Below are 7,584 nucleotides of genomic sequence, written 5' to 3'. Positions count from 1 at the left end.
ATGCAGGACTTTGGGGTCGACACCGAAGAAGACGTGTTGCGCACCTTGGCGATGTTTGGTGGCTTCACCGAAGGCCTCCAGCTGTTTGCGTCTTTTGCCATGCTGATGAACTTCCCGCGCTTCAACAAGATGAAGGGCATGGGCCAGATTGTGTCTTGGTCGGTTCGCGATGAAAGCCTGCATTGCGAAGGCATGGTCAAATTGTTCCACACCTATGCCCGCGAAACCGGCAAGCTGTCACCTTCGGTGAAAGACGATATCGTCGATTGCTGCAAAACCGTGGTGAAGCTCGAAGACAAGTTCATCGATTTGGCCTTCGAAATGGGCCCTGTTCAAGGCATGGTTCCAGAAGATATCAAAGCCTATATCCGCTATATTGCCGACTGGCGTTTGTCGCAGCTCGAGCTGCCAACCGTTTATGGCGTGACCGAGCATCCATTGCCTTGGCTCAGCCCCATGCTGAACGGCGTGGAGCATGCCAACTTCTTTGAGGCTCGCGCGACCGAATACTCAAAGGGTGCCACCAAGGGCGATTGGCACGGGGAAGAGGGTGTGTGGTCGATGTTTGATCGCATGCTGCAAAAGCGCTCGTCCGAGGACGCGCTCTAAGTCCTTCTTATTGACCATTCGTGCCGCGCAAGCGGCACGAATTGCCTACCAATTCCAAAGTTTGTCAATAAAATAGCCGAATTTATCAATGATTTGGCTGGCACGCTTCTTGAAGTGGGATCATCGAACAGGATGGTCTCACATGCGTCTCAATCTTATCCCCGTCGACAGTCTGACCCGTATTGCGTGGGCATTGGTCGATACCCATGGCGATGAAGCCCTCGGCGTTGCTGATCGCACAATACGTGAGTTGGAAAGCGAAGGCTCACCCATTGTGGCTGATGCCTGGCGGGGCTTGCGCTCTGTTTTAGAGGACGTGCTGGGGGGCAGGCTGGGCCGCGATACCCCAACGATCCACTAGCGCCAAATCCAGACCAATACGGCAGTAATTCCAATCAAAATGACCGCTTGGACCCGATAATTCTGCCAGAGTGGGCGGGTCCGCAGATGCTCGGTCTCTGCATCATAGTCAGCCTTGCGCCACATCAAGGTTTCAATCCGGGCGAGCTCTGGCGCAGGGGCGAGGAGCGAGCCTAGAACCGTTGCTACCAAAGCCACCGCGAAAATCACCACCGCAGCAATCAAGAAGTGCATGTTGATGGATTTCTCCATTGCAATGGCGATGAACAAATAGATGCCACATAGCGTGCCAAGCGTCAGTCCAATCTTGGCCCCGGTTGCGTTTGCCCGCTTCCAGAACAGGCCTAAAACAAAAAGCGCGACGATCGGCGGCACCGCATAGGCCAGCACGGCTTGGATATATTGCCAGAGCGAGTCTGCGTGCTTCTCGATGACGGGGATCCAGGCAATTGCCAACACCATCAAGACAAGGGTGGTGATCCGACCAATCCGTACCAGGGCTGTCTGGCTTAAGTTTGGCGCGATCTTGCGAGCAAAGTCCATCGTTACAAGGGTTGAGGCCGAATTGAAGGTCGAAGCGATGGACGACATGATCGCAGCCAAGAAGCCTGCAATCACAATCCCGACAATCCCAACAGGCAAAAGATCAAAGATCAGGGTCGGATAGACCATGTCGCCTTTGGCCAAGTCTGGATAAATCAGGATGGCTGCCGTGCCGGGCAGAACCATCAAGAACAAGATTGGCAGCTTCAAGACACCGGCAAACAAGCTACCCCAACGCCCATGATCAAGGGTTTTGGCACTCATGACACGTTGGGCCATGAATTGGTTGGTGCACCAGAAGTAAAAGCCTAGAAGCGGCACCCCTGTGATCAGGCCAAACCACGGTACGCCTTGATCGTCATTGGGCCGGATCAGGCTGAGTTTCTCTGGGTCAACTTGGCTCATCACAACGTGCCAACCACCAGCCTTTGCAAACGAGAAGTAGGCGATGAAGACAGATGCGCCAAGCAACAAAATCGTCTGAACCACTTCGGTCACCATCACGGCGCGCAGTCCCCCCAAAGCTGTATAAAGCCCTGCCGTCACCGCCAGTATGGCTGCAATTTCCCACAACTCGAGACTTGGGAAGAGGAGTTTGAACAGGATTGCGCCACCAAATAAAGTCGCGGCGGTATCGACGACAATATTGAGGAAGATCGTCAGGCCTGAAAAATAAAGCCGGATGGAGCTGGAATAACGCCGCTCGAGAAACTCTGGCATCGTATAGACTTGGCTGCGCAGGACGGCAGGTAGAACAAAGACACAATAAATTGCCAGAATGACGGTGGCCATCCACTCGTAATTGAATACCGAAATGCCAATCGTATAGGCAGCCCCCGCAAGGCCAATCAGCGTGGTGGCAGAGATATTGGAACCGATGAGGGCGAGGCCAATGGTTGGCCAAGTCGCAGAGCGGGAGGCGAGGAAATAGTCCTTGGCATCTGTCTGCCCGCGCGACGCGACCAATCCTAATAGGATGATACCCACCATGTAGCCGATGACGATGATCCAGTCCAAGCTCGCCATCGATGCTTGTAGCGTGTCCATGTCTCTTCCCCCAGATGTGACGGGTTATCTGCGCAACCGTCCGATCACGCTAAAGTGACCACTCTCGTTCGACAACCATTGAAGCGTGAGTTTTCACAGCGCCTATACGCCACGGCATTTCCTCCCTCGCAAGGCTTGACCCGGTTCCAAACTTCAACGGATACTGGCCTAAGTTAGCCGCCAACGCGCCTTAGAGGCTGGTGAAGATGTTAGATATACTCGAATCCTTGGTTACAGATCAGCCGCTATGGCACTTCTGCCTGATCTTGCTGGTCAGTCTGGTCCTTTTCGAATTCTTGGGCCGGAAGCTGCGCCAAGTTTTGCGTCGTCGGGTTGGTGCTCTCTCTGATGACAAGCCAGATGGGGTGGACTATCTGCTTTCCAGTGTCTTTTCGCTGTTAGGCCTTTTGATTGCTTTCACCTTTGGCATGGCCTTGGACCGTTATGAGTCGCGTCGCGATCTGGTGGTGCAGGAGGCCAATGCTATCGGTACCGCTCATATCCGTACCGCTTTCGCTGCTGAGCCTTTGCGTGCGCAGCTGCGAGAACAATTGGAGGCCTATGCCAAGACGCGCTTGGCTTATGGTCAGGCTGCCTTCCACGATAAGCCACCCTTGGCTGCTGAGGCCGAGCGTCAACGCGCCATGCTGGCGACCCTTGGCATCGCCGCCACCCAGAGTGTTGCGTCTGCCCCGATGGGCCCTGCCGTCATGGCAAGCGTCAACGAGGTGATCGATGTCGGCAGCGCGCGCGAGGCGATCAATCTCGCCAAAGTGCCAACCAGCGTTGTTGCGATGTTGATCGGTTACGCCTTCATTGCAGCCTTTGTTCTGGGCTACTCCCAACCCATCCTAAGCCTTGTGCACCGGATAGGTAACGGCTTGCTATTTCTGCTCCTAACCCTCTCGCTTGTTACCATCTTTGATCTCGACCGCCCGGCAACTGGCACGATCAAAGTCAGCCAACAGCCATTGGTCGACCTCATTCGCGGGTTTAAGAATTAGCGTGAGCCCTTCGCGCCAGACGCAACGCCTGAGCACTAAGGCCCTCTAAAACTCGCGTGGCACGAGAATCGCTTCTCCAGATAGGCTTGTCCCAAACAGATACAAATGCCGTTGGCATTGTCTGGGACCCAATTTGGAGTGAAGAGAATGCGCAAACCAGTCATCGTTGCTACAGCTATCGTCGCTGCTGCTTTGGCAGCAGGTTTTGCCTTCGCAGGCGTCCAAACCACCCAGGGCCAAGCCAGTACTCCAGAGCGGGACGCAACCTATCGCAGCTGCTTGCAAGCAGCGGACGCTAAGTTCGACGGCCTCAATCTCGACCTTCTGGTTGGCGACGCAGCTGACAAGGTCGCCTTACGCAATCGCGCTATGCGCGCGCATTGCGACGCCTACCGCGCAGACCTCACCACCCGTTGGAACGGCTTTGCAGACTCCTGCCAAGATACTGCCGCGTATTCTGGCCTTGAAGGCAAGAGTTTGAGTGTCACCAGCATTTCCAAAATGCGCCAAATCTGCACCGCTATGACGGCTACCAAGTCGGCGGCGAAGTAGGGCTTTGGGGGATTGGACACGAAGGTCCTTTGCGACTGCTCGTATTGCCAAATGATCATGCAAAGCAAACTTGTCCCGGGCTGGTTGTAAATCGCGCTTCGGGTTGCGGTTGTCCCTACTTCTGCTATGCCTTGGATCTAGCCTCAAATTGCCATTGTCTGCGTTTAGGGACCATGCTTGGGTGTTGGCTTGGTGAAGACATTCTGGGGGAAAGCATGCGAGACACGAAGCCCCTCCTTCTGGTTTTGTTGGCATTGCTTGCGCTTCTAGGCGTAGGTCTCATTGTGCTTGCGAATTTCGGCGACGCGTCTGTTGTTGCCGCTACTGGAGGCATCTATGGCGCACTGGAGTCAGCCGGCGAGCAAAACAATGTCGCTCTACGCAATGATCTCTACGCGACGGTGTTGCGCCTCAAGGAGCCGTGGGCGGCAGTCAACTTAAGCGGCGTCATCGCGCTGTTACTCGCGCTTGTCGCGTTGGTGATTCTATGGCGGAAACGCGACTAGCATATCCGTCCGGCTGACCTACCCCAGTCCTGCCTCAGTATTTTCGGGCCGGCAATAACTTGCGACCGGGCACGGCGTTGGCTGTCGCAAATTGGCCCCGGCCCTGCCCTGAGACGGCTCGACATTCGTGTCCTCCCTGCGTTGCGCAAGCCAGCTCGATGAAGGCCAGGAAATAGGTGGCTCAGTGATCGTAGCGGTTTGGGAAGCGTCTGCTGTGGCTTGTGGTCGCCCCTCGATTTGCTGTAACAAGTCTTACCGGCTGGATTGCGATCCTTTGGGACACTTGGCCGCCGCTGGAAGACCATTCGTGAGAGGGGGCAAGCCATGAGTGCATTCCGGGAAGCCATGCGCCGGGTCATCACGGGCGACGACGCCGACGGCAAATCGGTAATCATCATCGACGGCGGGCCGTCCTCGGAGATCGGCGATCCTTGTCTCGGGGGCCTGTTCGAGATCTGGGAAGACTGCGCGTCGGGGCCGCTCGATCCCCAGGTGCACGACGACCTGGGCACAAAGCGTCCGGTGCTGGGCCCGCGTGCTGGCAATGTGCAGGTGCGCTGGTTCGTCATCACGCCGACGCCCGATGGCGTGCCGAAAGAAGCACTCGACGCGGCGGTGCGTGACCGCTTCGCAGACTTCGACGGTGCCCATCACATCATCGACCAGTCGCGCCATTCCGCGATGCACGAGACACATTCGATTGACGTGATCTGCCTGCTCCAGGGTGAGGTGTCGTTGACTCTGGAAAATGGGGAGACACGGATCAGGCCGGGGCAGGTGGTGATCCAACGCGGCACCAACCACGCATGGACCGCGCACGGCGGCCCAGCACTTCTGCTGGCAGTGCTGATCGATCGGCCGCTCAAAGGGCATTGAGCCATGCAAGCGCCTCATCGGAGCCATCATCATGCTCGCGAAAGTCCCCTGATCATGACCGGCCAAGCCCTAAACCGGCCACATTGTGAGGCCGCTATTACAACACGCTTTGGGACACGATCCTGCCAAGTTCTGTCGCCTAAGAGGACAAAGCCATGAAGGCCGTGAACAAACGCCTAGTTTGCGTCGTGATCGAGGTCTTGAGTTAGGTTGATTGGGGTTTGGATTAGAAGCCAATAACGTGTGGACTTAAGTGTGCCAGTTTCAACAAGCGCGCCTTTCTCAACAAGGTCACTTAGATCACGGGTTGCTGTTGCTCGGGAAGCACCCGTGATTGTGATGTAGTTAGCGGCGCTCAATCCGCCTTTGAAACTGTCGGGACCTTCACGGAATAAGCGCTGAAGGGCACGTTGTTGACGCTCATTAAGCTGACCCCGCAATCGATCATACATTTTTGTTTTCTCGATAAGAAAATCGATCATGCGTTGGCTTTGAGCTTGCGCATCGAGCACTGTCTGGCAAAAATACGCAAGCCATGGGGTGATTTCCAAGTCCTTATTGTTGTTCTCAAGTGCATCATAATAGGCATTGCGGTTGCGATGAATTGTTTGGGACAATGCTATAAGCGTTGGTCGCCCGATACCTTGGGCAAGGGCCTTTTCCGCAAGTGCGCGGGCAATGCGGCCATTGCCATCTTCAAAAGGATGGATCGACACAAAATAAAGATGTGCGATGCCTGCGCGGATAAGTGGCGATAATGGTGATGCGCCGTCCTTAGATGTCTCAGAAAACCACTTGATGAACGCTGTCATCTCAGAACGCATGTCATTTGCAGGAGGTGCTTCGAAATGTACTTTTGGTTTATAGATTGCGCCCGAGACAACCTGCATGGGATCGCCTTGGCTTCGGTATACTCCAATCTCACGCAGATCATGGCGGCCGTTTGTGACCATGCGGTGCCAATTGAACAAAGTGTCGTCATCAAGCGACTCTGCAAAGTTACGATACAAATCTATCATCAATTCTGAAATGCCGCGTTCGGCAGGCGGCACACGCTTTTGTTCAGGAGACAAACCAAACTGCCCCAAGATCGACGATTGCACACTGTCACGGTTGAGAATTTCGCCTTCAATTTCGGACGTTTTCAATGCCTCTCCTGTAAGCATATCTACCAGCACTAACTGGCGCGTTTCATCGTCAAGATGTTTCGCTGCACCGATTTGAATGCCCGTGTTTTGCATGAATTGCGCTTCAAAACCTGCTACAATCTCCGCATCCCAACGAAAGCTGGGCCAATCCTTATGCTGCCAGTTCCAACCCATGAGTTTTAAACCTTCCAATTATAACTCACAAATTCTCGCAAAATGAGGCATAAAGCAAGTGTTTATCACTCATGTTTAGCGGTCCAGTTTGCAAGGCCTACTCCGCGGATGCAATGCTATCTGCTTAGAGTGCCATTGGAGTGATGGTGCCGCCTAGGTGACTCGAACATCTGAGCCCCGCATTTCCCTAGGCGCGGCCTGTGGCAACGGTGTTCAAAGTTTAAGTCAGATTGAAAAGGTCGGGGACCGGCTTTCGCCGTCGAGGCGGCTGGCACCTTTGTTGTCACCCCACTAGTACCGACAGCGCACAAATGATTTTGATACGCCCCAAAATGGGTTTGGCTTTGCCTTGAGGTGTCTTCCCATCAGACATCTCCGCATTCGGATTAGGAGCGGAACAAGGTTTGGGCCAGCATCTGAGAGCAGTAAGAGGTGCGCCAAAGTGGATCTGTTGAGCTCGCCTAAATGACTGATGTTGGCCGAAAGGGGATGGTCTGGCTTGGGGGAGGTTGGGTCCGTAAGTTGCCATTTCCAGGCATTGAACGCTAACCGCCACTTCCGATCCTTCATGTCGATCACCATCGGAGGGTCAAGACTCGAAACGCCATCAAATGATTGGCGATCAGAAACCACCACAGCGGAAAATCCGTACGGGTCAGTCGGATGTCGCCAATTGAATCATCACGGTCAAACAAGCGGTGGCCGATCAAGCCCGGCGTGACATGAGCAATCGGAAAGCCGATGATCGTCCATAATGGCCACACC

9 protein-coding genes are annotated in these 7,584 nt (G+C 54.7%); 6 read left to right on the top strand and 3 right to left on the bottom strand.

The window, feature by feature from the left end:
- Both ACIQ20_RS14900 and ACIQ20_RS14895 read left to right on the top strand, forming a co-directional pair.
- Positions 1-609: ribonucleotide-diphosphate reductase subunit beta (locus ACIQ20_RS14900; protein WP_395781654.1), on the top strand; the 609-nt coding region annotated here is incomplete at its 5' end.
- Positions 610-751: 142 nt separating this feature from the next.
- Positions 752-970 (top strand): hypothetical protein, encoded by a 219-nt coding sequence (locus tag ACIQ20_RS14895; RefSeq protein ID WP_395781652.1) that lies wholly within the window; start codon positions 752-754, stop codon positions 968-970.
- Here ACIQ20_RS14895 and ACIQ20_RS14890 read toward each other — a convergent pair.
- Complete coding sequence (locus ACIQ20_RS14890; RefSeq protein WP_395781650.1) at positions 967-2,559, bottom strand: sodium:solute symporter; 1,593 nt, start codon at positions 2,557-2,559, stop codon at positions 967-969. The two genes, ACIQ20_RS14895 and ACIQ20_RS14890, sit on opposite strands and share 4 nt — an antisense overlap.
- Before the next feature lie 206 nt (positions 2,560-2,765).
- On the opposite strand from ACIQ20_RS14890, the gene ACIQ20_RS14885 reads away from it, so the two are divergent.
- The 4 genes from ACIQ20_RS14885 (at position 2,766) to ACIQ20_RS14870 (ending at position 5,497) form a co-directional block, all read left to right on the top strand.
- A complete protein-coding gene (locus ACIQ20_RS14885) occupies positions 2,766-3,563 on the top strand; it encodes a hypothetical protein (RefSeq protein ID WP_395781648.1) in 798 nt (265 codons plus the stop codon).
- Between the two features lie 147 nt (positions 3,564-3,710).
- Positions 3,711-4,115: a hypothetical protein gene (locus ACIQ20_RS14880; RefSeq protein ID WP_395781646.1), complete on the top strand. Its 405-nt coding sequence runs from the start codon at positions 3,711-3,713 to the stop codon at positions 4,113-4,115.
- Between the two features lie 215 nt (positions 4,116-4,330).
- Positions 4,331-4,621: a hypothetical protein gene (locus ACIQ20_RS14875; protein WP_346381164.1), complete on the top strand. Its 291-nt coding sequence runs from the start codon at positions 4,331-4,333 to the stop codon at positions 4,619-4,621.
- A gap of 324 nt (positions 4,622-4,945) precedes the next feature.
- The gene (locus tag ACIQ20_RS14870; RefSeq protein WP_346381165.1) at positions 4,946-5,497 is read left to right on the top strand and encodes a hypothetical protein; all 552 of its coding nucleotides are present in this window, start codon (positions 4,946-4,948) and stop codon (positions 5,495-5,497) included.
- Between the two features lie 176 nt (positions 5,498-5,673).
- Here ACIQ20_RS14870 and ACIQ20_RS14865 read toward each other — a convergent pair whose 3' ends face one another.
- Entirely contained in the window at positions 5,674-6,819 is a 1,146-nt protein-coding gene (locus ACIQ20_RS14865) for a Fic family protein (RefSeq protein ID WP_395781644.1), read from the bottom strand.
- Positions 6,820-7,394: 575 nt separating this feature from the next.
- On the bottom strand, positions 7,395-7,584 hold a 190-nt coding region (locus ACIQ20_RS14860; RefSeq protein WP_395781642.1), incomplete at its 5' end, for a hypothetical protein.

The organism is Aquidulcibacter sp. (assembly GCF_044346625.1).
Taxonomy (GTDB): Bacteria; Pseudomonadota; Alphaproteobacteria; order Caulobacterales; family Aquidulcibacteraceae; genus Aquidulcibacter.
This window is presented reverse-complemented; position numbering and strand designations above follow the sequence as displayed.

Excerpts from the sequence above, each read along its gene's own strand:
- ACIQ20_RS14895 (WP_395781652.1), top strand. The coding sequence starts at position 752 with ATGCGTCTCAATCTTATCCCCGTCGACAGTCTGACCCGTATTGCGTGG.
- ACIQ20_RS14890 (WP_395781650.1), bottom strand. The coding sequence starts at position 2,559 with ATGGACACGCTACAAGCATCGATGGCGAGCTTGGACTGGATCATCGTC.
- ACIQ20_RS14885 (WP_395781648.1), top strand. The coding sequence starts at position 2,766 with ATGTTAGATATACTCGAATCCTTGGTTACAGATCAGCCGCTATGGCAC.
- ACIQ20_RS14880 (WP_395781646.1), top strand. The coding sequence starts at position 3,711 with ATGCGCAAACCAGTCATCGTTGCTACAGCTATCGTCGCTGCTGCTTTG.
- ACIQ20_RS14875 (WP_346381164.1), top strand. The coding sequence starts at position 4,331 with ATGCGAGACACGAAGCCCCTCCTTCTGGTTTTGTTGGCATTGCTTGCG.
- ACIQ20_RS14870 (WP_346381165.1), top strand. The coding sequence starts at position 4,946 with ATGAGTGCATTCCGGGAAGCCATGCGCCGGGTCATCACGGGCGACGAC.
- ACIQ20_RS14865 (WP_395781644.1), bottom strand. The coding sequence starts at position 6,819 with ATGGGTTGGAACTGGCAGCATAAGGATTGGCCCAGCTTTCGTTGGGAT.